The 23,940-nt window shown below is 44.8% G+C and carries 22 protein-coding genes; 6 read left to right on the top strand and 16 right to left on the bottom strand.

Going from position 1 to position 23,940, the window contains the following annotated elements; genetic code table 11:
* Positions 1 to 429: 429 nt before the first annotated feature.
* The gene (locus tag ACHUFM_RS07870; protein ID WP_394181184.1) at positions 430 to 1,650 is read right to left on the bottom strand and encodes an EAL and HDOD domain-containing protein; all 1,221 of its coding nucleotides are present in this window, start codon (positions 1,648 to 1,650) and stop codon (positions 430 to 432) included.
* Positions 1,651 to 1,787: 137 nt separating this feature from the next.
* Here ACHUFM_RS07870 and ilvD point away from each other — a divergent pair, with 137 nt between their 5' ends.
* The 3 genes from ilvD (at position 1,788) to ACHUFM_RS07855 (ending at position 5,799) form a co-directional block, all read left to right on the top strand.
* A complete protein-coding gene (gene ilvD, locus ACHUFM_RS07865) occupies positions 1,788 to 3,632 on the top strand; it encodes a dihydroxy-acid dehydratase (protein WP_394181182.1) in 1,845 nt (614 codons plus the stop codon).
* A 74-nt stretch (positions 3,633 to 3,706) separates the two neighbouring features.
* The gene (locus ACHUFM_RS07860; RefSeq protein ID WP_113875373.1) at positions 3,707 to 4,549 is read left to right on the top strand and encodes a 23S rRNA (adenine(2030)-N(6))-methyltransferase RlmJ; all 843 of its coding nucleotides are present in this window, start codon (positions 3,707 to 3,709) and stop codon (positions 4,547 to 4,549) included.
* A 26-nt stretch (positions 4,550 to 4,575) separates the two neighbouring features.
* Positions 4,576 to 5,799 (top strand): sensor domain-containing diguanylate cyclase, encoded by a 1,224-nt coding sequence (locus ACHUFM_RS07855; protein WP_394181180.1) that lies wholly within the window; start codon positions 4,576 to 4,578, stop codon positions 5,797 to 5,799.
* Positions 5,800 to 5,862: 63 nt separating this feature from the next.
* On the opposite strand, the gene ACHUFM_RS07850 is transcribed toward ACHUFM_RS07855, so the two are convergent.
* Together ACHUFM_RS07850 and ACHUFM_RS07845 are read right to left on the bottom strand one after the other, a co-directional pair.
* Positions 5,863 to 6,285 carry a secondary thiamine-phosphate synthase enzyme YjbQ gene (locus tag ACHUFM_RS07850; protein ID WP_394181178.1) on the bottom strand — a complete coding sequence of 141 codons (423 nt, stop codon included), beginning with the start codon at positions 6,283 to 6,285 and terminating at the stop codon, positions 5,863 to 5,865.
* Positions 6,286 to 6,291: 6 nt separating this feature from the next.
* On the bottom strand, positions 6,292 to 6,801 hold the full coding sequence (locus ACHUFM_RS07845; RefSeq protein WP_394181176.1) for a dihydrofolate reductase: 510 nt from the start codon (positions 6,799 to 6,801) through the stop codon (positions 6,292 to 6,294).
* Between the two features lie 144 nt (positions 6,802 to 6,945).
* On the opposite strand from ACHUFM_RS07845, the gene ACHUFM_RS07840 reads away from it, so the two are divergent.
* Positions 6,946 to 7,797, top strand: a complete 852-nt coding sequence (locus tag ACHUFM_RS07840) for a thymidylate synthase (protein ID WP_394181174.1) — start codon at positions 6,946 to 6,948, stop codon at positions 7,795 to 7,797.
* A gap of 66 nt (positions 7,798 to 7,863) precedes the next feature.
* On the opposite strand, the gene ACHUFM_RS07835 is transcribed toward ACHUFM_RS07840, so the two are convergent.
* The 4 genes from ACHUFM_RS07835 to ACHUFM_RS07820 are packed head-to-tail and all read right to left on the bottom strand — an operon-like array spanning position 7,864 to position 11,768.
* On the bottom strand, positions 7,864 to 8,100 hold the full coding sequence (locus ACHUFM_RS07835; protein ID WP_394181172.1) for a DUF2164 domain-containing protein: 237 nt from the start codon (positions 8,098 to 8,100) through the stop codon (positions 7,864 to 7,866).
* 24 nt (positions 8,101 to 8,124) lie between these two features.
* On the bottom strand, positions 8,125 to 8,922 hold the full coding sequence (lgt, locus tag ACHUFM_RS07830; RefSeq protein ID WP_394181170.1) for a prolipoprotein diacylglyceryl transferase: 798 nt from the start codon (positions 8,920 to 8,922) through the stop codon (positions 8,125 to 8,127).
* Between the two features lie 26 nt (positions 8,923 to 8,948).
* Positions 8,949 to 11,237 carry a phosphoenolpyruvate--protein phosphotransferase gene (ptsP, locus tag ACHUFM_RS07825; RefSeq protein ID WP_394181168.1) on the bottom strand — a complete coding sequence of 763 codons (2,289 nt, stop codon included), beginning with the start codon at positions 11,235 to 11,237 and terminating at the stop codon, positions 8,949 to 8,951.
* 45 nt (positions 11,238 to 11,282) lie between these two features.
* A complete protein-coding gene (locus ACHUFM_RS07820) occupies positions 11,283 to 11,768 on the bottom strand; it encodes an RNA pyrophosphohydrolase (protein ID WP_063331501.1) in 486 nt (161 codons plus the stop codon).
* 135 nt (positions 11,769 to 11,903) lie between these two features.
* Between ACHUFM_RS07820 and ACHUFM_RS07815 the strand changes: the two genes are divergently transcribed.
* Complete coding sequence (locus tag ACHUFM_RS07815) at positions 11,904 to 12,560, top strand: histidinol-phosphatase (RefSeq protein ID WP_394181166.1); 657 nt, start codon at positions 11,904 to 11,906, stop codon at positions 12,558 to 12,560.
* A 63-nt stretch (positions 12,561 to 12,623) separates the two neighbouring features.
* On the opposite strand, the gene ACHUFM_RS07810 is transcribed toward ACHUFM_RS07815, so the two are convergent.
* Positions 12,624 to 13,820: a class I SAM-dependent rRNA methyltransferase gene (locus ACHUFM_RS07810; RefSeq protein WP_394181164.1), complete on the bottom strand. Its 1,197-nt coding sequence runs from the start codon at positions 13,818 to 13,820 to the stop codon at positions 12,624 to 12,626.
* Between the two features lie 128 nt (positions 13,821 to 13,948).
* On the opposite strand from ACHUFM_RS07810, the gene ACHUFM_RS07805 reads away from it, so the two are divergent.
* Entirely contained in the window at positions 13,949 to 14,815 is an 867-nt protein-coding gene (locus ACHUFM_RS07805) for an HDOD domain-containing protein (protein WP_394181162.1), read from the top strand.
* Between the two features lie 12 nt (positions 14,816 to 14,827).
* Here ACHUFM_RS07805 and ACHUFM_RS07800 read toward each other — a convergent pair whose 3' ends face one another.
* The 8 genes from ACHUFM_RS07800 to folD form a co-directional block, all read right to left on the bottom strand.
* Positions 14,828 to 15,895 carry an ABC transporter ATP-binding protein gene (locus ACHUFM_RS07800; protein WP_394181160.1) on the bottom strand — a complete coding sequence of 356 codons (1,068 nt, stop codon included), beginning with the start codon at positions 15,893 to 15,895 and terminating at the stop codon, positions 14,828 to 14,830.
* A gap of 8 nt (positions 15,896 to 15,903) precedes the next feature.
* The gene (locus tag ACHUFM_RS07795; protein ID WP_394181158.1) at positions 15,904 to 17,532 is read right to left on the bottom strand and encodes an ABC transporter permease; all 1,629 of its coding nucleotides are present in this window, start codon (positions 17,530 to 17,532) and stop codon (positions 15,904 to 15,906) included.
* A 60-nt stretch (positions 17,533 to 17,592) separates the two neighbouring features.
* Entirely contained in the window at positions 17,593 to 18,666 is a 1,074-nt protein-coding gene (locus ACHUFM_RS07790; protein ID WP_394181156.1) for a Fe(3+) ABC transporter substrate-binding protein, read from the bottom strand.
* A gap of 183 nt (positions 18,667 to 18,849) precedes the next feature.
* Positions 18,850 to 19,677 (bottom strand): HDOD domain-containing protein, encoded by an 828-nt coding sequence (locus ACHUFM_RS07785; protein ID WP_394181154.1) that lies wholly within the window; start codon positions 19,675 to 19,677, stop codon positions 18,850 to 18,852.
* Positions 19,678 to 19,794: 117 nt separating this feature from the next.
* Positions 19,795 to 21,000: a UbiH/UbiF/VisC/COQ6 family ubiquinone biosynthesis hydroxylase gene (locus ACHUFM_RS07780; protein ID WP_394181152.1), complete on the bottom strand. Its 1,206-nt coding sequence runs from the start codon at positions 20,998 to 21,000 to the stop codon at positions 19,795 to 19,797.
* Positions 21,001 to 21,014: 14 nt separating this feature from the next.
* On the bottom strand, positions 21,015 to 22,331 hold the full coding sequence (locus ACHUFM_RS07775; RefSeq protein ID WP_394181150.1) for an aminopeptidase P N-terminal domain-containing protein: 1,317 nt from the start codon (positions 22,329 to 22,331) through the stop codon (positions 21,015 to 21,017).
* A gap of 44 nt (positions 22,332 to 22,375) precedes the next feature.
* Positions 22,376 to 22,966, bottom strand: coding sequence for a UPF0149 family protein (locus ACHUFM_RS07770; RefSeq protein ID WP_394181148.1), 591 nt, complete (start codon positions 22,964 to 22,966; stop codon positions 22,376 to 22,378).
* A gap of 83 nt (positions 22,967 to 23,049) precedes the next feature.
* The gene (gene folD, locus ACHUFM_RS07765; protein ID WP_394181146.1) at positions 23,050 to 23,892 is read right to left on the bottom strand and encodes a bifunctional methylenetetrahydrofolate dehydrogenase/methenyltetrahydrofolate cyclohydrolase FolD; all 843 of its coding nucleotides are present in this window, start codon (positions 23,890 to 23,892) and stop codon (positions 23,050 to 23,052) included.
* Positions 23,893 to 23,940 lie beyond the last annotated feature (48 nt).

Below are 23,940 nucleotides of genomic sequence, written 5' to 3'. Positions count from 1 at the left end.
CAGCCTAGGCTGCCCTTTTTATGCTTAATTCCGTTTAAGCCACTCTTCCGATGAGTAAAACATCACTGTCTGTTTCATCATGAAACCCAAACAATCCTTAACACATGGTGCGATCCTGAACCACAATATCCATTAGAACCATCCGTTGTTCTGAACATCCTAGTTCTGTCCTAAACGCCATCAATGGCATTTTGCACCTCAATGTGCTGATCATCCTTGAACGCTGTTTGGATAAGACTAATTTACCACTTATTTAACTAATTACAAATTTTTACATTTAGCAAAAAATTAAAAAAATAACATTAAAATTCAATTGCTTAGACTATTTCCGGTAAGAAACATTACATTACAATACAGTATAAAGAGAAAAGACCTACAGGCTTGTAGGGAGTTCCCTACATAAATAAGAAATAAAAAGAAAAAGGGAGGTTAAATTTGAGTTAGAAACTCATCCGACCATTTCAAAGCCGCTAAATAAGTGCCTTTCAGATCATTAAGATCCTGATCATGTTCAATGCTACGTTGGTTAGAATATCTGTCCACCAAATCCAAGGTCTCTCCAACACGTCCAACCCGATGAACAATGGCATTGATAAACTCATTAGGTAACGGCAGATCCCCTAAAACCTCTTCTAAAGGCATGCCTGTGCACACATCCATCATGGATAACATGCCTGCTAAAAAGTATTTATCTTGATTGTCATAAGAACGGTATATCGCCATTAGCTCAGCGTGCTTGGCTCGAATAATAATCTGCTCAAGCAAAGCGTGTTGTTCGCCAACCATTTCTGACATCAAAAGCAGATTAGTCAGTGCCTTAAGTTTTTCAACACCAATTAACATAATGGCTAAACGAACAGAGTCAACTGACGCCACCAAACCTGTCATAGGTGAGTTCAAATACCGAAGTAACTTATGCACAAGCCCTGCGTCTTGGCTGACAATTTGCTCAATATCATCCACATTTAGATTACTGGTATCTAAGAGTGACGACATCAATCTCAGCAAGGTCATGCTGTTCACACGAGACGACTTAGTCGTCATCAATTCAGGCTTTTCAAAGAAGTAACCTTGAAAGTACTCGACGCCTAACAAACGGCAAAATTGATAATCTTCCCAAGTCTCCACTTTTTCCGCTATCAACTTAACGTCAAATCCTCTTAGCGCTTCGACTTGCTTGTGAAAGCCATCATGACCTAAGGATAAAATATCCAGTTTGACGTAATCGACCAGCTCAACAAAAGGGGTTAACTTACTTTCAAACACAAAGTCATCTAATGCCAGTGAACAACCAGCACTTTTCCAACGTCTTAACGCGGCTAATAAATTGGCATCAAAGCCAGCAGTTTCAAGCACCTCAACAACAAGGTTTTCACGACCAGTAGGGATGCCATTAGCACTTAATAAATAGGAGCGAGGGAAATTCACAAATGCTTTGTTGCAACCCACTAAGTTTTCCATGCCCAATTCAAATAAACTGGCCGAAATGACTTGGGCGGTCGCCCCTACCTCATCGACTACGTCTGCGTGATGGGCAAGCGCACTCTTACGATACAATAGCTCATAGCCCATGACGGCTAAATGCTCGTCCACGATCGGCTGTCGTGCTACAGCAACGTCAGAATAAACATAGGTTTCCTGCTCTGCCATACTTAATCCATCAGTTTCAATTTAGCTGGTGTAAACTCACAGTGTCTCAATATTGTCGCAAAATTGCCATTGGGTGAAGACAATAATCTTGGTAAGATGGTCGGCTATATAAAGAAAAAAATCCTGTGGGGAAAATAATGCCAGTCTACCGTTCCAAAACAACCACCTCTGGCCGTAATATGGCTGGGGCTCGCGCTCTTTGGCGTGCAACCGGTATGAAAGACGACGACTTTCAAAAGCCTATTATTGCCGTTGCTAACTCATTTACGCAATTCGTACCCGGTCACGTCCATCTAAAAGACCTAGGACAACTAGTCTGCCGAGAAATTGAAGAAGCCGGCGGCGTTGCCAAAGAATTTAACACCATTGCGGTAGATGATGGTATCGCGATGGGTCATGATGGCATGCTATACAGTTTGCCATCACGAGATCTAATTGCAGACTCGGTTGAATACATGGTCAATGCGCATTGTGCTGACGCGCTCGTCTGTATTTCTAACTGTGACAAAATCACCCCTGGAATGTTAATGGCCGCTATGCGCCTTAACATTCCTGTTATTTTCGTCTCCGGCGGCCCAATGGAAGCGGGTAAAACCAAACTGTCAGAACATAAGTTAGACTTGGTTGATGCCATGGTCATTGCTGCCGACTCCTCTGCTTCAGATGAAAAAGTCGCGGAATACGAACGCTCTGCTTGTCCTACCTGTGGTTCTTGTTCTGGCATGTTTACAGCCAACTCTATGAACTGCTTGACTGAAGCATTGGGCCTAAGTTTGCCGGGTAATGGTACTACCTTGGCAACTCACTCAGATCGTCATCGTCTATTTGTTGAAGCGGGTCGTCGCATTGTCGAGATTACCAAACGCTATTACGAGAATGATGAATTGCATTGGGCTCCTCGCGCCATTGCCAGTTTCGAAGCGTTTGAAAACGCCATGACACTAGACATCGCTATGGGTGGGTCCACCAACACCATTTTGCACTTGTTGGCGATTGCTCGTGAAGCGGGCGTAAACTTTACCATGGAAGACATCGACCATTTATCACGTCGAGTTCCTCAGCTTTGTAAGGTGGCTCCGAATTCACCTCAATACCACATTGAAGACGTTCACAGAGCAGGCGGTATTTTCGGTCTGTTAGGTGAAATCGATCGCGCTGGTTTGCTGCACAACCAATGTCATACAGTGCATGCAGAGACAATGGAGAAAGCACTTCAAACTTGGGATATTATGCGTTCTCCCACCCCAGAAATTGTTGAGTTTTTCAAAGCCGGTCCGGCTGGCATTCCAACTCAAACCGCGTTTAGTCAATCCACTCGCTGGCCAACACTGGATGGCGACCGTGAGAATGGCTGTATTCGCTCACTTGAAAATGCCTTTTCACTAGAAGGTGGCTTGGCGGTATTGTATGGCAACATCGCTCTAGACGGTTGTGTGGTTAAGAGTGCCGGTGTTGATGAATCCTGTTTGGTTTTTGAAGGGCCAGCACACATTACCGAATCACAAGACGAAGCGGTTAAGAACATTCTTGATGACAAGGTGAAAGCAGGCGAAGTCGTGATTGTTCGTTACGAAGGACCAAAAGGCGGACCTGGCATGCAGGAAATGCTTTACCCTACGTCTTACATCAAATCTAAAGGCTTAGGCAAAGCTTGCGCCCTACTAACGGACGGTCGCTTCTCTGGTGGTACATCCGGTTTGTCGATTGGTCACGTTTCGCCAGAAGCGGCCGCAGGTGGAGCCATTGGTTTGGTGGAGAATGGTGACATCATTCGCATCGACATTCCAAATCGTACGATCAATGTAGTGCTTAGTGACGAAGAACTCGCTGCACGTCGCGCAGCGATGGAAGCCAAAGGCGCCAACGCCTGGAAGCCTGCACAAGAGCGTCCACGTAAAGTATCACCGGCTCTAAAAGTCTACGCACACTTTGCAACCAGTGCAGACAAAGGGGCCGTTCGAGATCTGAGTCAACTCGACTAACTGTCTATCGACTCGTTTAAGGCCGCTTTGCCAATGTCACGGCGGCGGCCTTTTTTAATCAATTAGGAAACAACATGCTGAGTTATCGCCATATATACCACGCGGGCAACCATGCTGACATTTTGAAGCACATTACGATGAGCCAGATTTGTCGCCATTTCATTAAAAAGGATTCGCCTTTCTTTTACTTGGACACCCACGCAGGTATTGGTCAATACGAGCTTAATTCAGAACAAGCCCAAAAAAACAAAGAGTATCACTCTGGCATCAGTAGACTATTTTCAGAGTCAGCCGTACCGGAAGCCGTCGAAGGGTTACTGGAAATTGTCCGGGACATGAACCCAACGGATCAATTAGAATATTATCCAGGCAGCCCAAAAGTCGTGGATTATTACACACGACAAAAAGACAAGCTTCACCTATGTGAATTACATCCCAACGACTATCCTTTATTAGCAGCATTGTTTCCCCAGAAAAGAAAAGCCAATGTGGTAAAAGAAAATGGCTTCGCGGCAGTTAAAGCTATGCTGCCGCCGCCACAAAAACGCGGCTTTGTCTTGATGGATCCGCCTTATGAGGTCAAAAAAGACTACCAATTTGTTGTGAAGTCATTGGAAGAAGGCTATAAACGTTTTCCTCAAGGCACATTTGCCATCTGGTATCCGGTACTAGGTCGCCAACAAGCTGACCATTTATTAAAGTCAGTGAAAGCAACCAACATTCGCAACATCTTGCTATTAGAACTCAACGTTCGTGATACAGAAAAAGAGCGCGGCATGGCTGGAAGCGGTATGATCATTGTGAATCCACCGTGGACACTCGAACAAGACGCTAGGGAGTTTATGCCATTTTTGAGCAAAACACTGGCAGAAGATCAAGAGGCGAATTATCAGATTACATGGATAACGCCTGAATAAACTGATTTTGCATAAGGAGAGCGTCAATGAGCAACGCTTTTGAACAAGCTTTCAAGCACATGCCAACACCGGCTTTCATCATCGAAAGCCGTACTGGGCATTTAATTTCTTACAATCGAAACTTTGAAGTATTGTTTGAAAACTGGAATGCGACACCACCAGACTCTTGGTTAAACTTAAGTGAAGAAGCCAACTCTGATGAAGACTGGCAGAGCCTAGACCATAAGATACAACAAGGCAGTATTGAGCGTTGTGAGACATTAATTCGTGTCGGTGACAAACTCATCAATATTCAGCTTGAATTACAACACTTAGGACAATCCGTACTAGCTTGTGTCTATCATACGGATCATATGGATTTGTCCGCGGCTGAGAATACTCTCCTAAAATTTGCGTTAACAGAATCCTCTGCAGGCTTGTGGATATGGGAAACGGAATCCGACCTTGTTTCATGCTCAAAATCCATCGCTAACCTATTAAAATGCAGCGTGGAAGACACACCACATTCTACGGCCGATTGGCACAAATTAGTTCACCCTGATGACGTCCAGCAGTTAGCCGCCGTAGTGAATGAACATGTGGCTTTAAATCAAGATTACTATGAAGCCGAATACCGTATTTTGACTGGCAACCAAGACTACCTGTGGGTCAAAGAGCGTGGCCGAACTTACACCAAGACACCTGATAGTAAGACCAAGAAGGTCATAGGTTTCGTGGTTGATATCAGCCATCAAAAAGCTTTAGAAGAGCATTTACGTAACCAAGCCACTTTTGATGAGTTAACGGGGTTATTGACTCGAAGCTCCGCCCTGACGCACTTTAAAAAACAACTTGGCTTAGCAAAACGTCAGTACACGCCATTAACCATGGCAAAAATTCATTTGGATGCGAATGACAGGTTGAGCCGTTTACCAATGGAATCTCGTAACATCGCCATTCAAACCTCAGCACGATACATTTATAAAAAAATTCGTGAAGCAGACGTACTGGCTCGAGTAGAAGCAGACAAGTTATTGTTACTTTTACCTAACACCAGTGTGAAAGATGCCAATAACTTATTAACTAATCTGATCAACCCAAAAGAAGATGAAAGCGCAATTTTGTCAGAAGGAAATTCAGATCCTGCGGATTTCTGCATTGGCATTGCAGCCTTCCCTGAAGATGGTGAAAGCATCGAAGAACTCGCCTTAAGTGCCAATCAGGCGGTAGAAGAAGGGCAAAAAAAATGTGCTCAAATTGTCGTCAATTAAACGTCCAATAGCAGCAAAAAAAACGTCACCGATCGGTGACGTTTTCATATTCATTCACACTTGCTAAGACTCACCCTGCAGAGTCAATACCAATCGACGAGCACCGCCATAATCCCGATGCTCACCGAGGTAAATCCCTTGCCAAGTCCCTAAACGCAATTGTTGATTGGTGACTGGAATAGTCAAAGAGGACCCTAGCATGCTGGCTTTTATATGCGCAGGCATATCATCGCTGCCTTCATATGTATGCTCATAGTAAGGCTGATTTTCTGGCACCATATGAGAAAAATGTCTTTCCATATCACGGCGCACCGAAGGATCGGCATTCTCATTGATCGTCAGAGACGCTGAAGTATGTAAGAGTTGAAGATGTAACAATCCTACCTTTACCTGAACTAAATCAGACAAGGCCTCTTCAATATCTTGGGTAATCAGGTGAAACCCCCGTCGATAAGGCGGTAATTTCAGCTCAACTTGTTGCCACATGATCCACTACTCTGCACTGGTTCTTTGATAAACTGAAAAGCGATAGTCATAAGGATTGTGTCCTTCTGCTGCGAAACTTTCTTCGGCCAGTAAGGTAAAAGATGGCCAATCCACTTCAGGAAAAAAGGCATCCCCCTCAACGTCAGCGTCCACGTGAGTAATGTATAATCGATCGACTCTTGGTAATGCCAATTCATAAATCTGCGCACCGCCAATGACCATCACTTCTTCTTGCCCATTCACTAGACAGATGTCTTCCCCCAAAGCAATCGCTTGCTCCAACGAAGACACCACATCAATACCATCAGCCTGAAAATTCGCATCGCGAGTAATCACAATGTTACGGCGTCCTGGTAATGGCTTACCAATGGACTCAAAGGTTTTACGGCCCATCACAATTGGCTTGCCCATAGTCGCTTGCTTGAAATATTTAAGGTCATTTGGCAAATGCCAAGGCAGCGAATTATTAATACCAATGGTACGGTTCGTAGACATAGCAACAATAAGTGACAACATATATGGATACCTTCTCAATCTATGCTCGAATAGTCCAATCCAAGCCTGATATAATCTGTGCCAAACATTATACCTATGGCGACGTAGAATGCATTGTTCCTCAACTTTGCCAGTCACCGTCATAGACCAACGAGAGTACATGGTATGAAGCAATATTTAGATCTGTGCCAGCGCATCGTCAACGAAGGTGAGTGGGTCAACAATGAACGAACCGGCAAACGCTGCTTAACTGTCATTAATGCTGATCTTACCTATGATGTCAGCAAAGGCGAATTTCCACTTGTAACCACACGCAAAAGTTACTGGAAATCGGCCATTGCAGAAATCATTGGTTACTTACGTGGTTATGATAATGCGGCAGATTTTCGTGCTCTGGGTACAAAAACATGGGATGCGAATGCCAATGAAAATCAGGTTTGGCTAAATAACCCTCATCGTAAGGGTAAAGACGACATGGGGCTTTGTTATGGCGCCATTGGCCGCAACTTCCCTAAGCCAGATGGTGGTCATATTGATCTATTAAAACAAATTATTGATGATCTAAGTCGTGGTGTGGATAACCGAGGGGAAATCCTCACCTTTTATCATCCTGGCGCCTTTCACATGGCTTGTCTTCGCCCTTGTATGTACAGCCATCACTTTTCATTGCTTGGCGATACACTTTATCTAAACAGCACGCAACGCAGCTGTGATGTGCCACTTGGCCTGAACTTCAACATGGTTCAAGTGTATGTATTGCTTGCCATTGTTGCGCAAATTACAGGAAAAAAACCAGGACAAGCTTTTCACAAGATAGTGAACGCTCACATCTATGAAGACCAGCTAGAACTAATGCGTGACGTTCAACTAATGCGTGAGCCTTACCCATTACCGACATTAAAAATTAACCCAGACATCAAATCTTTAAAAGACATAGAAACCTGGGTGACCATGGACGACTTTGAAGTAGAAGGCTATCAGTTCCACGAACCTATCGCTTACCCATTTTCAGTCTGAAATCAGTCTCATACGCAATCAATCCAAATAAAAACGGCGAGTAATCTACTCGCCGTTTTTATTTCATCAGGTGACTGGCTTTTCTAGCTCTTGGATTAAATAACCTATCTCTTCGGTTTTCTCGAGCAAAAGTTGACTGGCATCGGCTAACCCTTTGTTATAAAAATATGGGCCTATCTCTTTGCTAAAAAACGTCAGTAAAAACTCCGCTTCAAAACCGCCAATGTCTGAATCCAACTCATCCGTAAAATACTTTTTAATTTTACTAACGATTACGTCTGTCTCTTGTTGAGTAAATTCCACCGCCCTCTCCTTGTATCGGATTGTTTATTTTTGAGGATACAGGTTACGTTTGAAGCCCATTACCAAAAGAGCAGCCCCCAACACGACCATCGGCAAGGATAATAATTGACCTTGCGTTAACCAGCCCCAAGCAAGGTAACCAATTTGCGTATCCGGTTCACGAACAAACTCGACCAAAATCCTGAATACGCCGTAACAGAGTAAAAACAGACCAGAGACACAATAACGAGGTTTGGCACGTTGTGAGAAGAACCAAAGAATAGCAAACAGCGCCACACCCTCGAGTGCAAACTGGTACAACTGAGAAGGATGACGAGCTAGCTGCAATGGATCATGCGGAAAAATCATCGCCCACGGCACATCAGTTGGTTTACCCCAAAGTTCACCACCGATGAAATTACCAATACGCCCAGCACCTAAACCAATTGGCACAAAAGGCGCCAAAAAATCTGTCACGTCCACCAAATGCTTCTGGTATTTTCGAGCAAACACATACATGGCCACAATCACACCCAACAAGCCACCATGGAAAGACATGCCGCCTTCCCAAATGCGTACCATAATCAGCGGATTATCCACAAAGGCTGGAAATTGATAGAACAAGATATAACCAATACGGCCGCCTAAAATCACACCAAGCGCACCATAAAATATCGCGTCACTGACCATATCTTTGGTCCACAAACCATTGGAACGTTTGGCTCGATATACACCAAAAGCATACGCACCAGCAAAACCAATCAGGTACATAATGCCGTACCAATGCACAGCAATTGGCCCAACCGAAATGGCGACAGGATCAATATTTGGATAGGAAATCATAGAAAAGTACCAAACCTCTGGTAAAACTAGCCCACTCGAGTGGTCTTGGATGGTCGGATTAAACGTTCAATATTCGCTTCACGCATCAAGCGAGTCATGGTTTGCACCACGGTTTCAGCGTGTGACAAGCTCATCACTTCGTTTAACATATCTTGTGATTGTGACAGGGAAATATTGCGAATAACCGCTTTCACCTTGGGCAAACTGGTAGAGCTCATGGATAGCACGTCATAACCCATCGCCATGAGCAAAATGGCCCCCATTGGATCACCGGCCATCTCTCCACAAACACTTAAACCAACCCCTTCGTCCTTCACCTGGTCAACAATACTGGCTAAGGCATGCAATACCGAGGGGTGGAAAGAGTTATACAAATCGGCAACACGAGGATTATTACGATCAACCGCCAATAAGTACTGAGTTAAATCATTACTACCCACCGACAGGAAGTCCACCATTTTCGCCAAGGTTTTGGCCTGATAAACAGCAGCTGGTATCTCAATCATAACACCGACTTTCGGCATCTTAACGTCATAGCCTTCTTCTTTGACTTCCGCATAAGCACGACGAATTAGCGCTAACGCCTCTTCCACTTCGGCCACATTAGAAATCATCGGCAACATAATTTTTAAGTTATGCAACTCTGCGCTGGCTTTAATCATGGCACGAATTTGCGCCATAAAAATTTCCAAATGATCAAGCGTAACCCGAATACCGCGCCAACCTAAGAAGGGGTTCGCCTCGGTAATAGGAAAATAAGGTAAGGCTTTATCACCACCAATATCCAAAGTCCGTACTGTCACTGGAGCAGGCGCAAAGCCCTCGAGCTGCTGACGGTAGATAACCACTTGCTCTGCTTCAGTCGGAAAACGATCCCGAACCATAAAAGGTACTTCAGTTCGATACAAACCGATGCCTTCAGCACCACGATCTAATGAACGCGCAACATCTGCTGATAAACCCGTATTCACAAATAAGGACAAGCGCTGACCGTCTAACGTTTCACAAGGTAAGTCTTTAAGACTTTCATACTCTTCTTCCAGCAAACGTTCTTCATCAACAATTTGCTGATAGTTATCAATTAACGCTTCAGAAGGGTAAGTAAAGACCTGGCCTTGGTAACCATCAACGATCAAATCGGCTTTGTCCAATTGAGCATAGGGAAGATCTAACGCGCCCATCACCGTCGGTATGCCCATAGCACGAGCTAAAATCGCCACGTGGGAGTTCCCTGATCCCATCACAGACACTAAACCTTTGATCTTATCAATGGGTATCTCTCCTAGCATCGAAGCGGTCAGTTCTTCACCAATGATAATGGCTGGCTCACTGAAACGTTCAACGATATTAGGGGCTTTTTCTTGCAAATGAGACAGAATACGACGCCCCAAATCTCGTAGATCCGACGCTCGTTCACGTAGGTATGGGTCGTCCATGCGATCAAATTGAAGAATGTGAGCTTTAATCACTTGGCGTAATGCACCTTGCGCCCACTGACCTTCTTTGATCTTCTTAACGACTTCTCCGGCAATTGAGTTATCGTCTAAGATTTTTAGATAAACATCGAATAATGCTTTTTCATCCGCCGATAAATGCTGGCTAATGCGATTACTGGCCTCTCTGATATCACGCCTAACAGCGTCCAGAGCCTGATAAAAGTCATCAATCTCTTGTTCTGGGTGAGTGGTTTCTCGATCAGGAATCACATCCAGATCCGCAGGTGGAAACACCACCACACCACGACCAATCGCAACACCAGAGCTGCCAGGAACACCTTTATATCGAAAATCCGCGCCACGTGGTGTTGCATTAGAATTTAGATTGCTAATCGCACCCGTTGCTTCGGCGTGGGCAATGACACCCGCTAATTGTGCTGACAAGGTGATTAGAAAAGCTTCTTCCCCCTCATCGAAACGACGCTTTTCTTCATGCTGAACCACCAGCACACCGAGAACTTGTCGATGATGAATGATAGGCACCCCCAAAAAAGAACGATAACGCTCTTCTCCTGTGCCTTGAAGATAATGGAAAGAAGGGTGAATATGAGCGTCTTCTAAGTTAACAGGCTCCGCTCGACGACCGACTAAACTAACCAGACCTTCGTCTGACTTTAAACTCACACTACCGGCCATATCAGCGTTTAGGCCTCGGGTTGCCATCAAGACATATTCCGAAGTATTGCTGTCCACTAGATAAATTGAACAGACTTCAGCACGCATAGCACGACGAACACGACGGACAATAATATCCAACGCGGCAGACAAAGACTGTGCAGCCGTCACCTCTTGTGTGATACGTCTTAATAAACCTAGCATAGCTCTCCCATTGCGCTGATTATCTCCTCTAAATGATACACTTCATCACTTATCTAACCGTCGATGCGCACTTTGACTGAGCTCTTTAAGAGCTCGCCTGTAAACATCTTTTTTAAATGCGACTACTTGTCCAAGTGGGTACCAATAACTTACCCAGCGCCAGCCATCAAACTCAGGGCAATCTGTTCCATCCACACATACCGACGCATCAGGGCATCGAATAGAGAGCAAAAACCATTTCTGTTTTTGTCCAATACACAAAGGTTTACTATTGTGTCTTAACATGCGTTTCGGGAGACGATAACGTAACCAACCCCTTGTTTTTCCGATAATTTCAACCTGATCTGGATTGAGACCTACTTCTTCTTTCAGTTCTCGATACAAAGCTTCTTCAGGAGTTTCATCAGATTTGATACCACCTTGGGGGAACTGCCACGCATTTTGTCCTACGCGTCTCGCCCAAAGAAGTTGGCCACGCTCGTTCATCAGTATGATGCCCACATTCGGTCTATATCCGTCTGCATCAATCACGAGCTATCACCTTCTAATATAAGAATAAATTAGATTCATTGTTCCATAATTCGCCCATTCGCACAATTAAGACTAATGTTATTTATTGTCTCTAAGGCTATAATTTCCGCACTTCATACCAATTAAGGACCAACCGTGACACTCGCAATCTTTGATCTAGATGGCACCCTACTCAGTGGTGACAGTGATTATTCTTGGGGACAATTTTTAGTTGAAAAAGGCTTAGTGGATACACAAGTCTACCAGGCCGCTAATGACAAATTTTTCAAACAATATCAAGCTGGCACGCTGGACATACATGAGTATCTCGCCTTCAGTTTGGCGCCTTTAAAGGATTTCTCAGCACAAGAGCTAACGCAATTACACCATGACTTCATGGTTGAGAAAGTACAGCCAATGATGCAACAGAAAGCCGCTGAATTGCTGAAACAACACAAAGAACAAGGACATTTCTTACTACTGATTACCGCCACCAATCAGTTTGTCACCGGTCCAATTTCCGAGGCCTTGGGGATGGATCACATCATCGCCCCGGTACCAGAAGTCATAGAAGGTCACTACACCGGCAAAGTCGTTGGTGTGCCTAGCTTTCAAGCCGGTAAAGTCACTCGCCTTAATGCGTGGCTAGCAGAGACAGGTCACAGCATGGAAGGCAGTTATTTTTACAGTGACTCGCGAAATGACTTACCACTCTTAGAGTTAGTGACTCACCCTGTGGCGGTCGATGCTGATGACACCCTCAGTCAAATTGCCTCAGAGCGTGGTTGGCCACACATTTCTCTACGCGACTAAAGCCACTTAGAGATAAATAAACACCAATAAAAAAGCGCCTTTGAGGCGCTTTTTTATGCGAACTTACAGCCCCATATTATTGTGGATGCGATAAAACAAGGCTTTTAAATACTCAGTTTCCGCAATGGCTGGGTGAACCGGATGATCTGGCGCTTGGGTACCACGGTAAATCAACTGTGAAAAACGCTCTAATTGACGACTGTTGCTGCGCACAATGTCATGCAAACGATTGGTTTCCAAGTGCATTGAGCAAGAGCCCGTCACCAACACCCCACCTTTTGCCACCAAACGCATCGCCAACTGATTGGCTCTATGGTACGCCCCTTCTCCGGCTTTTATGTCTTTACGACGAGCAATAAAAGCTGGCGGATCCATAATCACCACATCAAAACGCTCTTTGTCTTCAATCAAGGATTGCATGGCATCAAACGCATCACCTTGCATCAAATTGGCATCGCCTTCATATTGATTCAGCTTGAGGTTCGCATCGACATGGCTTAAAGCACTTTCAGAGGCGTCGATGAAAGTCACCTCTGTAGCGCCAGCAGAAGCCGCCTGTACTCCCCAACCACCAACATAGGAAAAGACATCTAAAACACGCTTTCCAGCACAAAAGTCCTGCATAGTCTTACGATTTTCCCTGTGATCATAAAACCAGCCCGTTTTTTGACCATCCCAAACCGGCGCTTGAAACAATACATCATTCTCTTGCAAAAAAACCACTTCAGGCACGGTACCAAAGGCTTCTTCAACATAAGAGTCTAGTCCTTCGATCTGACGCATCTTACCGTCATTTTTTACCAAAATAGCGGTCGGCTTGACCACATCTTGTAACGCTTCGATGATTTCAGACTTAACGCGCTCCATCCCTGCCGTCGAGATTTGCACCACTAAAATATCAGCAAAACGATCCACCACTAAACCAGACAAGCCATCAGAGTCACCAAACACCAAACGGTAATAAGGCGCTGGATAGATCATTTCACGCAACGACAAGGCAATTTTAAGGCGATGAACTAGCGTGGATTTATTCAATACGGTATCTGTGCTTCGGCTAATTAAACGACCACAAATCAGCGTGTTAGGATTAATCGTTGCAACGCCGAGTGGTTTACCCTGAGCCGATTCAACAACCACTTGATCACCAGGCGAAAATTGCTTTAATGGCGTCTGCGATGTATTTACTTCATTACTATAAATCCATTGATGCCCAGCTCTAATACGTCTGTCTACTTGACCTTTTAGTCGAATTACGCTCAAAATGCTCACCTACGTTGTTTAAACGATTATTTAAAAACCGCTATTATAGTGACTCTAGGCGCAATTGCTATGGAATAGACGCCTAACGTTTGCTTTACCTTATATAGCACCGTTGTAAAGAAGTTCGTATGACATCATCTGTTAATGAAAACCAGCTAGGACGCATACTTCGAGGTATTAGCATTCCGCCACAACCTCAGGTAATGGTCGATCTTCACATGGAACAGGCGATGCCAGATCCCGATATGGAACGCATTGCAGACATCATTGCGCAAGACGTAAGCCTCTCCGCCGCCGTTCTAAAATTGGTGAACTCTAACGCCTTTAATATCGAGCAAAAAATCGCATCCATTCAACAAGCCGTCACTTTGCTCGGCACCGACAGTGTCACTAACTTGGTTAATGGTCTTGCCGTGAAAAGTGAATTAACCGATGACGCTATACAAGCTTTGCACAGCTTTTGGGATACTGCCACCGATGTGGCCGCCATCAGTTCCAGCCTGGCCAACCAACTCAACTTTAAATATCAAGATGAATGCTACGCGTTAGGCCTTTTCCATAATGCAGGTATGCCATTGATGATGAGTCGCTTTGAAAATTATCAAAGTATCATTGAGGAAGCCTACCAAACTGCCGAATTCGCTTTAACGGATGTCGAAAACAGAGCCTTTAAGACCAATCATTCTGTCATCGGTTATTATCTGGCAAAGTCTTGGGGCTTGCCAAAAAGCTGTTGTGTGGTGATTGCAGAACATCATAGAGTTGATCACTTATTCCGTAATCGTCTACCTGGGAGTCGTCTGCATTTGTCTTTCGCGGCGATTTTAAAAATGGCGGAGCACATCGCTTCCGCTTATCAGCATCTTGGTGGTGCTGACGAAGACCATGAATGGAACCGTATCAAACATTATGCTTTAGATCACTTCGAACTCACTGAGTATGACTTCGATGGCTTGATCGAAATCTGTCACGAGCAAGGTCTTGGTTTAAACTAATACTCAATGATATCAGCGACTAAACATCACCAGATGATCGAGATGAATGGTCAAACCAATGCTTTGGCCAATCGAATGATTATGATGTGAAGACGCAAAACAATAGACCACCTTACCAGAAGCCAGACTCACACGGTAAAGGAAATGTGAGCCTCGAAACCACTTACTTACTATGGTTCCCACAAACTCACTATCATCATCATGCAAGATGTCATCCGGCCTGACTAGCAAATCCACTTCGACCTGATCAGCAAAACCATGATTTAAATTCCCTTGAATTCTGCCTAAGTCTGAATGAACACAATTTGGTCCACATACCGTCGCAGGCAAGAAGTCCCCATGACCAATAAAGCTGGCAACAAAGCGGGTTGCAGGCTTGTGGTAAATTTCATAGCAGGTGCCGGTTTGATGAATCTCACCATCGGACATGACAGAGACTTGATCTGCCATAGCAAAAGCTTCCATTTGATCATGTGTCACCAAGATTGCACTCATTTCTTCATGCAATAGGATGCTCCGAATGTCTGGCACTAGCTCTTCTCTGAGTTTAGCGTCCAGCCCTGAGAAGGGTTCATCCATCAATAATAACGTTGGTTTTGGCGCCATCGCCCGGGCTAATGCCACTCGCTGCTGCTGCCCGCCAGAAAGAGAATGAGGGTAACGAGATTGAAAGCCCGCCAGCCCCACCAGCACCAAGAGTTCATCCACTCTGGCTTGTGCCTGTGGCTTGGTCCAAGAAGTTAAACCGAAGGCGATGTTTTCCCCCACTGTAAGATGCGGAAACAAGGCAATGTCTTGGAACACCATACCGATTTGGCGACGTTCTGGCGGCAAATTGGTTTGCGCTGTTGAGATAACCTTCCCTGCCACTTCAATCTGGCCAGACATCAAAGGTTCGAAGCCAGCAATGGCTCGTAACAAAGTGGATTTACCACAACCACTTGGCCCTAGCAGACAACCAATTTCACCCGCGGCTAAATGAAAACTTGTGGAGGCGACAATTTGTTGACCATCATAGCCAACCGTCACATTCGAAAGCGTGAGATCAGATGCCATATTTGAAGAAGATTCCTGAGTCATGTGAAGACCTACTTAGACGATGCAACATCAGATGAAATGGAGCGACTTAATAAAATGACGGGGACAAGACTAACCAATACGATCATCAGAGATGCCGGTGCAGCGTCCACCAAACGTTCATCTGAAGCCAATTCAAACGCCCGCACTGCCAAAGTATTAAAGTTAAACGGGCGCAATACCAAGGTCGCTGGAAGCTCTTTGAGTACATCGACAAAAACAATTAAAATGGCCGTTAAAATAGACCCTTTCAGCAGCGGCAAATGAATGCGAGTTAATACTTTCCATGAGTTCATGCCTAAGGTTCGTGCTGACATGTCCATACTGGGTTTTATCTTTCCTAAACCATTCTGAACGGCCCCTAATGACACCGCCATAAAACGCACCGTATAAGCGAACAGTAAGGCAAATAAGGTTCCAGATAATAACAAACCGATTTTTTGCCCCGTATAATGTTTTACCAAATCAATGATTTGATGATCTAACCAAGCCAATGGTACTAAGGTACCAATAGCAATAATGGTCCCCGGCAATGCATAACCTAAACCAGACAAGCCCACAGAAGCATGAACGGCTTTATGTTTATACAAGCGTCCAGCGTAACTTAGCACCAAGGCCAAACTAACTAATATTAATGCGGCTAATGCAGCAAGGTAAAAAGAGTTCCATGCCAATTGAAGGAAACGGTCAGCGATAAATTCCGCCTTAAACATCGCCCAATACGCCAACACTAAAGCAGGAATCAAAAAGCCCAGTAAAATTGGCAAGAGACAAAAAAGCAAAGCACAAACACCTTGCCATCGTCCCAATGGAATCCGCCGACTACTGGCTTTTTTAATGCCCGAATTATGATATTGAATACGATGTCTTGAATACCTTTCTAACACAATTAATACCGTCACAAACAGCAACAAGACACCCGCTAACTGAGATGCCGCAGCCACATCCCCAAAACCATAGAAGGTTCTCAGAATGCCTGTAGTGAAGGTATTTACACTGAAATACTGAACTGTCCCATAATCGGCGAGCGTTTCCATTAAGGCTAAGGTTAATCCTGTCACAATCGCAGGACGAGCCAAAGGTAGAGCAAGTTTGCGAAAGGCTTGAGGATTCGAATAGCCTAAAGTTCGCGCCACCTCTAAGCTATTGGCAGATTGTTCTAAAAACGCGGCGCGACTCATCAAGTAAACATAAGGGTACAACACGAGAATCAACATGGTCATGGCGCCCCCTAGGGAACGTATTTCAAAAAACCAATAATCCCCATATCGCCACCCCGTCAATTCTCGAATAAAAGTTTGCACTGGCCCAGCAAAGTCCAATATACCTGTGTAGGTATAAGCAATGATGTAGGCTGGAAAAGCCATCGGTAATAATAAGGCCCAAGCTAAAAACTGACGGCCGGGGAAGTTGCACATACTGGTTAACCAGGCAGCAGGTACTCCAATACACAACACGCCGATCCCAACACCAACCATAAGCAGCAAAGAATTATGAACGTATTCAACCAAGACCGTCTGATACAGGTGTTGCCAAACCTGACCATCTCCGATCACCACATTGACTAGAACCACCAGGATAGGCAAAGACAACAACGCAGCGATAAATATCGCCGCGCCGGATAGGAGGGAAAAATTCAATTTTTTAAACCAGTTCAATGACTCGTTACAACCTGTGATTAGTTCAATTCAAATAGGCGGTTACTTCCAACCGCCAATGTCCATGAGCTCAACCGCTTGACGGTTATTCTCTCCCAATTTACTTAACGACAGGCTATCAGCATGAAACGTACCATAAGGCGCTAACATCTCAGGTGCACCAATCCCCTTTACAACTGGGTATTCGTTATTCACATGAGCATACCATTCTTGTGCTGTTTGACTGGTTAAAAATTCAAGTAACCGCTTTGCATTTTCAACATTTGTCGCGGCTGAAGTCAGACCAGCACCGCTCACGTTAACATGAGCGCCACGTTCAGCTTCGCCTTGATTCGGCCAGAAAGGTTTTACTTTGGCATAGACTTCGCGATCGCTTGCTAAATCACTTTGCCCTAAGCGACCATAGTAGTAAGTGTTTGCCAACGTCACATCACACACCCCTGCAGCAACCGCTTTTAGTAGATCCACATCTCCACCAAACGGCGGACGGGCAAGATTGGCCATAAGACCTTTAATCCATGTTTGCGTCTGCTCAGCGCCATCGGCCTCAATCATCGACGCGACTAATGATTGGTTATAAATATTGGCAGAAGAACGCACGCAAACGCGACCTTTCCATTTAGCATCGACCAAGTCTTCGTATCGAGATAGCTCGCTAGAATCCACAGTTTCAGGGTTATAAAAGATGACACGAGCACGTTGAGATAAACCAAACCAATAGTTATCTTTGTCTCTCAAATGACTTGGAATATTGGTCTCGAGAACCTCACTTTGTAATGGCTGCAACACGCCTGCCGCTTTAGCGCGATGTAATCGACCAGCATCGACGGTAATAAAAACATCCGCAGGGCTAGCATCACCCTCTGCTCTTAAACGACTTAACAAGGCATCAGCTGAACCTGTGATCAAATTGACAACCACATCATTCTGCTCAGAAAAAGTCTCCAGAATAGGTGCAATTAACGACTCTTTGCGAGCCGAATAGATATTCACTTCACCTTCAGCTTGGGCGCTCACAGGCAGCAAAAATGAACATGAAAGCAGAGCTAAACCTGCATTTTTGATATAAGAAACGAGCTTTTCGCGCTTCATAGAGCGCTGAAAAATAATTGCCATTATTCACCTTCCAAAACTTGAAAACATTTTCTCGTATCTAAGATACTTCCGTGCATCAAAGCAAAGAAAATAAGGCCTTTGAGGACTTGCTAAAAATTGAAAAAAGAAATTAGCACAAGCTCAGCACAAACACTAGCGATTCTCATTCCATTGAGTCTAAGTAATGTATGTAAAAAAACAGATTTATACCAAAAGTTGGTTTAAACCATCGCCAATAATTAAAGCATCATCCAGCTCAAATAGAATACCTTCTCCTAAGCCTGCACTTTTCGCAACCGCCATAGGAAACCCCTCTCGAACCAGATCGGAATCCCGATCATTACGAATACATGCATTTAAATAGCATGCAATATTGAGTACACAAGCTAACGCTTGAGGCTCATCATTCATAAACGGACGCTTGTGCTGCTGTACGGCATCGCCCATAGCAACAGGAAACTTCCACATATCCATCAAGGCTTTACCTGCATCTTGTGTGGTAAAGCCTAGGAGATCCTGCTCGGCTTTTACACGGCTAGCTTTGCGATTATTCACTAACGTCTGGATCTCAAGGGCAAGGTCTGGCTGAGTAAGATGCAGTAAAAGACGTCCAATGTTATGGACAATCCCGACGGTAAACGCTTCGTCTTCATCCACCAGCTCTGTTCGCTTCGCAACCCACTTCGCCAACTCTGCGACCCGAAAAGAATCTGCCCAGAAAGCAGGTAAATTAATGCCCTCTACTTTCTCAACGGAGCTTGAAAAGCCGGAGGCAATCACCAGTGTTTTTAATTTAGACATACCAAGCAAAACAGTGGCTTCATCAATCGACGAAATCTTACGAGACAAACCAAAGTAAGCAGAATTCACCATACGCAGAATTTTCAGCGAAATGGTTTGATCATGGGCCACTCGTTGACTGATGTCAGAATAATTAGCATCAGGATCATTTAGCAGTTGAATAAGCTCACGAACCACATCCGGGACATTAGGAAGTTTATCGGTTTGCTTTAAAAGCGCTTCTATACGCATAGGAGGCAACCCTTCAGTAATCAAAAAAACACCATTAAGCAGGATAAGGTAGCCAAATGTTTTTGCAACTGGAAATAAGTAGCGTTTTGAAAAGCCTGTCCTCTGTTTCCGCAATGATTAGGAAAAAGAAGACAAACCGGCCGCACGAGCCACAACCTTCTCTTTTAGAAAACGACTTTGATTAAAGCGCTTCATTCCCATATTACGAATTCCCACTAACGCGGGATGATGACTTGTAAACAAACGTTTGAAGGTTTCCATTCCAGCCGCCATCGCAATATTATCTAACATACGAGCACGTTGATAACGTCGTAATACCTTTAGTGACCCTAACGCTTCTCCGCGACGCTGTGCTTTGGATAATACTGCCACTAAAGCCTTTACATCACCAAACCCAAGGTTGGCACCCTGACCAGCCAAAGGGTGAATGGTATGAGCCGCATCACCGATCAAGGCCAAACCAACCTTCACATATTGTTTAGCATGACGTTGGCGTAATGGAATCGCTTGGCGTTCACGAGTCACCGAAAGAACATCAAATTTACGATTAATCGCATAGTGTAAGCGTTGACAAAATGCCTCATCCGACAAGGCCATTAAGGTTTCAGCATCACCAGGAGGAACAGACCAAACAATGGAAATATACTCTTTACCATCCACACTGGGCATGGGTAAAAAGGCCAAAATACCTTCTTCACCAAAACTTTGCCACGCGGTATTTTGATGGCTTTGACCTATTTCTATGGTAGCGACGATGGCCGTATGACCATAATCCCATTCGATCGTATCAAAGTCATTGTCTTGCCTTAACTTAGACATAGCGCCATCTGCAGCGATGATGGCCTGAGCGTTCAACTGATGGCCAGAGGTCAAACTTGCCGTCACCCCAGCTTCGTTTAGTTCATAGCTGTCTAACTGATCACCCAAATAAAGATCCACATTCGCATTGTCTTTTAGGCGTGCCATTAGCTGATCATTTAAGACCGCGTTTTCAACTAAGTGCCCTAATTCCGGCATGTCGCTATTATGGGCATTAAAGTCGACCATGCCCTCACCCAAGCCATCCCATACCACCATGTTGTCATAGGAAGCAATTCGGTTTTTAGGAATGTTTTGCCACACTCCCGCGTCTTCTAATAATGTTTTAGATTGACTGGAAATGGCACTGACTCGAGCATCGTAGGCGGGTGGTGTTGAAAGTGTGTATAACCCAGTGTGCTTATCCACAAGCGCGATTCGCAGGGACGACTTTGCTAACAATATTGCAGATAAGCCGCCAACCATACCAGCACCAACGAGGATCAGATCATAGGATTTTGCCATCACACTTACTCCAATTAACTAATAGAATGAGCCTCAGCCATTAAAGCTTCGATCTCACTAATCTCTTTCGCTAAACCATGGGTTAGAACATAAGGACCCGATGCGGTAATCAACACATCGTCTTCAATACGAATACCAATGCCACGCCACTTTGGCTCTACCTTTAGATTGTCTTCTGACACGTACAAGCCTGGCTCTATGGTTAATACCATCCCTTCTTCTAAGGCACGCGATTCCCCTGCCAGTTTATAAGCACCACAATCGTGTACATCTAATCCTAACCAGTGCCCTGTATTGTGCATATAAAAATCGCGATATGCCTTGCTTTCGATCAGGGTATCCACCTCTCCTGACAACAATCCCAGCTGCACCAAACCTGTGGTTAATGTTTTCACCGCTGCATGGTGACAAGCTTCATAAGGATTGCCCACCGTCAGCTCTTTCATGCCATCGTGATAGGCATCAAGCACCAATTGATAAAGCGCCGCTTGTGGCTCAGTGAATTTGCCATTTGCCGGAAAGGTTCGTGTGATATCTGACGCATAACATGACAACTCAGCACCTGCGTCAATTAATACCAAATCACCGTCTTTAATGGTTTCGTCATTTTTAATGTAATGCAAAACACAGGCATTTGAACCAGACGCCACAATGTTGTTATACGCAGGCTGGCGGGCACCAGATTTCATAAACACATAATTAAGTTCGGCTTCTAACTGATACTCTTTCATACCTGGTTTCACTGAGCGCATCGCTTGCTTATGAGCGTCAACACTGATTTGTGCGGCGGCTTCCATGATTGCAATTTCTTCTGCATCTTTACGCAAACGCATTTCTGCCACATAGTTTGTAACGTCCAGCAATTGCCCAGGCGCTTTCGCACCCAATCGAGCACGCGCAGCCAAACCATCACGACATACTGCTAGTTGCTCACGTAGTCTTTGATCAGCAAAACAATATGCTAGGCAATCCGCACCATCCAACGCCGTCGCTAAGGTCTCATCCAGTGCCTCTAAAGCAAAGGCTTGTGTTGCGCCAAATGCCTGAATGGCACCCTCAATACCGTAACGAAAACCATCCCATTGTTCTTTTTCAGTGTCTTTTGGCAAACTCACTAGAGTCAAATCACCTTGCCCAGAGATAATGGCGTACGCACTGGGCTCTGGAAACCCGGTCAAATAATAGAAACGGCTGTCAGGTCGAAATTCGTAGTCACAATCATTATTGCGCACCGCCAACTCGCCATTACGAATGACCACTACACTGTTATCAGGCAAAGACGCCATTAAACGTTCACGACGGGATTGATAGGTTTGCAAAGTGATGTTCATAGTGACCTCATTTCATCTGTATCAAGTTGTCCATTAACTGGGTATTAATGAAGCGCATTTTGCTTCGAATGATCGGCATCTGGATTAATATCATGATGTTCTGAGTACATCATCATGGCAGACAAACGAACGTACTCAACCAATTCGGTCAGATCCGCTTCATTATCATTGTTCTCTTCAAGGCTGCGCATGTCAGACTGCATTCCCGAAATGTTAGCGAAGTCACGTAATATCTGCTTGGTCTCTTCTGATAAGTCTTTTTTCTGACCAGATAAACCATAGCCCGCCAAGAAACCATGAGCCCATTGAGACAAAGTCACACCACGCTCACATAATTCGGCATCGTCATCAGCAATGCTGGGGACAAGAGCATATTCACCATTTTGGAATAAGGTTAACGTAGCGTTATATAAGTCAACAATGGCGACTCGACTAGCGTCTTCTTTCCAGCTTTCGATATCACAAAACTCCACCACCATGGCGAGCCAATCTTCTAGTGGCAAAGTCACTCCTGAGGCTAAATAGCCACATAACTGACCATGCAATTCTGCTGGTGATGCCGTAATAGACTCCGACACAAACACGTCCGCAATGAGATCAAAATCCAATGCGTCTTTTAACATTTCTGTAGACATAGCCTACCTCGTATCATCTCTACTCTGCTTAAAAAAAGAAGCCGCACCTATGACAGTGCGGCTTGGTCGTTCAATCTATCGTTTTAGGCCAGTTGTTTCAAACCCGATTCTAAGGTTTGCAAAATAAGCGTATTAATTGTCATTGGGCCAACACCGCCAGGCACAGGCGTATAAGCTGACACTCGATCAGTAAGAGGGCCGAGTTCAATGTCGCCAACACCACCTGGGTGATAACCCGCATCCACCACTACAGCACCGTCTTTAATCCATTCCGCTTTAATGAATTCTGGCTTACCAACCGCACCGACAATGACGTCTGCTTGTTTGACGAAATCAGACAAATTCTGTGTACGAGAGTGACAAATGGTCACGGTCGCATTGGCATTCAACATCATCATGGCCATAGGCTTACCTAAAATCGGACTACGCCCAACGACCACCACATGCTTACCTTCCAAGCTCACATCGTACTCCGCTAACAGGCGCATGATACCAGCTGGTGTGGCCGCGCCATAAGCAGGCTCTTGCATCGCCATACGCCCAAAGCCAAGACAAGTCACACCATCAACGTCTTTGTGTGCCGCAATCGCATCAAAACACAAACGCTCATCAATTTGTTCTGGTACCGGATGTTGCAACAAAATACCGTGCACATCAGGGTTATCATTCAACTCATGAATCTTGCTTAATAGCTGCTCAGTAGTGGTGGTTTCGTCGAGTTCAATGGCCATTGAATCCATACCAACACGACGACAAGCATTGCCTTTCATTTTTACATACGTCGCTGATGCAGGGTCAGCACCAACCAAAATAGTCGCTAAAATCGGGGTGCCGCCAGTACGCTCTTTAAGCTCCGCCACTTGAGCCTGTAAGCGAGTTTCGGTTTCTTTGGCGCATAATTTGCCATCAAGAACCAATGCTGTCATGAATGAACTCCAGTTTAATTAGGTGATGTTTGAGGGAGGCACATTGTA

Origin of the sequence: Marinomonas posidonica (assembly GCF_043643765.1) — a bacterium.
Taxonomy (GTDB): Bacteria; Pseudomonadota; Gammaproteobacteria; order Pseudomonadales; family Marinomonadaceae; genus Marinomonas; species Marinomonas posidonica_A.
Note: the sequence above shows the minus strand (reverse complement) of the source record. Positions and strands in the feature narration are given on the sequence as shown.

Bases quoted from the DNA above. Each gene is read 5' to 3' on its own strand.
- ACHUFM_RS07870 (WP_394181184.1), bottom strand. From the start codon at position 1,650: ATGGCAGAGCAGGAAACCTATGTTTATTCTGACGTTGCTGTAGCACGA.
- ilvD (WP_394181182.1), top strand. From the start codon at position 1,788: ATGCCAGTCTACCGTTCCAAAACAACCACCTCTGGCCGTAATATGGCT.
- ACHUFM_RS07860 (WP_113875373.1), top strand. From the start codon at position 3,707: ATGCTGAGTTATCGCCATATATACCACGCGGGCAACCATGCTGACATT.
- ACHUFM_RS07855 (WP_394181180.1), top strand. From the start codon at position 4,576: ATGAGCAACGCTTTTGAACAAGCTTTCAAGCACATGCCAACACCGGCT.
- ACHUFM_RS07850 (WP_394181178.1), bottom strand. From the start codon at position 6,285: ATGTGGCAACAAGTTGAGCTGAAATTACCGCCTTATCGACGGGGGTTT.
- ACHUFM_RS07845 (WP_394181176.1), bottom strand. From the start codon at position 6,801: ATGTTGTCACTTATTGTTGCTATGTCTACGAACCGTACCATTGGTATT.
- ACHUFM_RS07840 (WP_394181174.1), top strand. From the start codon at position 6,946: ATGAAGCAATATTTAGATCTGTGCCAGCGCATCGTCAACGAAGGTGAG.
- lgt (WP_394181170.1), bottom strand. From the start codon at position 8,922: ATGATTTCCTATCCAAATATTGATCCTGTCGCCATTTCGGTTGGGCCA.
- ptsP (WP_394181168.1), bottom strand. From the start codon at position 11,237: ATGCTAGGTTTATTAAGACGTATCACACAAGAGGTGACGGCTGCACAG.
- ACHUFM_RS07805 (WP_394181162.1), top strand. From the start codon at position 13,949: ATGACATCATCTGTTAATGAAAACCAGCTAGGACGCATACTTCGAGGT.
- ACHUFM_RS07800 (WP_394181160.1), bottom strand. From the start codon at position 15,895: ATGACTCAGGAATCTTCTTCAAATATGGCATCTGATCTCACGCTTTCG.
- ACHUFM_RS07790 (WP_394181156.1), bottom strand. From the start codon at position 18,666: ATGGCAATTATTTTTCAGCGCTCTATGAAGCGCGAAAAGCTCGTTTCT.
- ACHUFM_RS07785 (WP_394181154.1), bottom strand. From the start codon at position 19,677: ATGCGTATAGAAGCGCTTTTAAAGCAAACCGATAAACTTCCTAATGTC.
- ACHUFM_RS07780 (WP_394181152.1), bottom strand. From the start codon at position 21,000: ATGGCAAAATCCTATGATCTGATCCTCGTTGGTGCTGGTATGGTTGGC.
- ACHUFM_RS07775 (WP_394181150.1), bottom strand. From the start codon at position 22,331: ATGAACATCACTTTGCAAACCTATCAATCCCGTCGTGAACGTTTAATG.
- ACHUFM_RS07770 (WP_394181148.1), bottom strand. From the start codon at position 22,966: ATGTCTACAGAAATGTTAAAAGACGCATTGGATTTTGATCTCATTGCG.
- folD (WP_394181146.1), bottom strand. From the start codon at position 23,892: ATGACAGCATTGGTTCTTGATGGCAAATTATGCGCCAAAGAAACCGAA.